Source organism: Pseudomonas sp. TJI-51 (assembly GCF_000190455.2).
Classification (GTDB): domain Bacteria; phylum Pseudomonadota; class Gammaproteobacteria; order Pseudomonadales; family Pseudomonadaceae; genus Aquipseudomonas; species Aquipseudomonas juntendi.
Genome location: NZ_AEWE02000165.1, coordinates 1 through 1,989 on the forward strand (window position 1 = coordinate 1; position 1,989 = coordinate 1,989).

At 61.0% G+C, this 1,989-nt stretch carries 1 protein-coding gene; it reads right to left on the reverse strand.

Features of this window, described 5'->3' with window-relative positions; all coding sequences use genetic code 11:
- Nucleotides 1-63: 63 nt before the first annotated feature.
- The gene (gene leuA, locus G1E_RS25865; RefSeq protein WP_009683414.1) at nt 64-1,737 is read right to left on the reverse strand and encodes a 2-isopropylmalate synthase; all 1,674 of its coding nucleotides are present in this window, start codon (nt 1,735-1,737) and stop codon (nt 64-66) included.
- Between the last annotated feature and the right edge of the window lie 252 nt (nt 1,738-1,989).

Consider the following 1,989-nt stretch of genomic DNA (forward strand, 5'->3'; position numbering starts at 1 on the left):
GTACAAGGCCAACAAAAAAGCCCGCATCAAACGATGCGGGCTTTCTCATTCAGCAGGCAGGGCTCAGGCCGCTTTGGCTTCCTGCTGGCTCAACGAGCGGTTCAGGGCGCTGAACAATGCCTTGAAGCTGGCGGTGGTGATGTTTTCGTCGATACCCACACCGTGCACCGGGCGGCCACCGGCCACGCGCAACTCGATGTAGGCCGCCGCCTTGGCGTTGGTGCCAGCACCAATCGCGTGCTCGTTGTAGTCCATGATCTCCACGGCAACCGGCAGGCCGGCAACCAGGGCTTCCAGGGCGCCATTGCCCTTGCCGCGCCAGTGCAGGGTGGTTTCGCCTTCGCCGGCGACTTCCACTTCCACGGCGCTGTGGCCGTTTTCTTCCTGCAGGCGGTGGCTGACCAGGGCGTATGGCGCGTTGGCCTGCAGGTATTCCTTGTGCAGCAGGCTGTAGATTTGCTGAGCGGTCATTTCCAGGCCCAAACGGTCGGTTTCACCCTGCACAACCTGGCTGAACTCGATCTGCATGCGGCGCGGCAGGCTGATACCGTACTCTTGCTCGAGCAGGTAGGTGATGCCGCCTTTGCCCGACTGGCTGTTGACGCGGATGACCGCCTCGTAGCTGCGGCCGATATCGGCCGGGTCGATCGGCAGGTACGGCACTTCCCACAGCTCGCCTTCCTGCTGCTTGGCGAAGCCCTTGCGGATGGCGTCCTGGTGCGAGCCGGAGAACGCAGTGTGTACCAGGTCGCCGACATAAGGGTGGCGTGGGTGCACGGGCAGCTGGTTGCACTCTTCGACCACCTTACGCACGCCGTCGATGTCGGAGAAGTCCAGCAGCGGGTCGATACCTTGGGTGTACAGGTTCAGTGCCAAGGTCACCAGGTCGACGTTACCGGTCCGCTCGCCGTTGCCGAACAGGCAGCCTTCGGCGCGATCGGCGCCGGCCATCAGGCCCAGTTCGGTGGCGGCAATGCCGGTGCCACGGTCGTTGTGGCAGTGCAGGCTGATGATCACGCTGTCGCGGCGGCTGACATTGCGGCAGAACCATTCGATCTGGTCGGCGTAGATGTTCGGCGTGGAGACTTCCACGGTGGCCGGCAGGTTGAGGATGACCTTGTGCTCTGGCGTCGGGTTCCACACCTCGATGACCGCGTCGCACACCTCCTTGGCGAATTCCATTTCGGTCGCGCTGAAGGTTTCTGGCGAGTACTGGAAGGTCCAGTGGGTTTCGGGCTGCTGGGCGGCATACTTGACGAACAGCTTGGCGGCATTCACCGCGATGTCTTTCACGCCTTGCTTGTCCTGGTTGAAGACAATGCGGCGGAACGCCGGGGAGGTGGCGTTATACAGGTGGACGATGGCCTTTTTCGCGCCACGCAGCGACTCGAAGGTACGCGCGATCAGGTCTTCACGGGCTTGGGTGAGAACCTGGATCGTGGTGTCGTCCGGGATGTGGCCGTCTTCGATCAGGGTGCGCACGAAGTCGAAATCGGTCTGCGAGGCAGACGGGAACGCCGCTTCGATTTCCTTCACGCCCACCTGGACCAGGGTCTTCCAGAAGCGCAGTTTCTTCTCCGAATCCATCGGCTCGATCAGCGACTGGTTGCCATCACGCAAGTCGGAGCTGCACCAGATGGGCGCTGCGGTGATGGTCTTCGACGGCCAGGTGCGGTCAGGCAGGTCGATAGTCGGGAAGGCGCGGTATTTTTTCGAAGGGTCTTTGAGCATGGACATGGAAGCAATCCTTTTGTGTGCGGCCGAAATCGGGCCTGCCGAGCGATAACAAGATGAAGAGGCGAGGCGACGCGATTCAGCCTGGTAGTCGTGCGCTGACCAGGCTGAGGCTGCGATGTTGTCGGAGCAGGATGAGGGTGCTGAAGGTTTTCATGCCTTCAAACTTAACCAGTGGGGTGGGGGATGGCAAGCGTTCGGAAAAAATTGAGAGGAATGCTTAAAAAAAGCGTATGAGCGAGATTTTATGGCTGG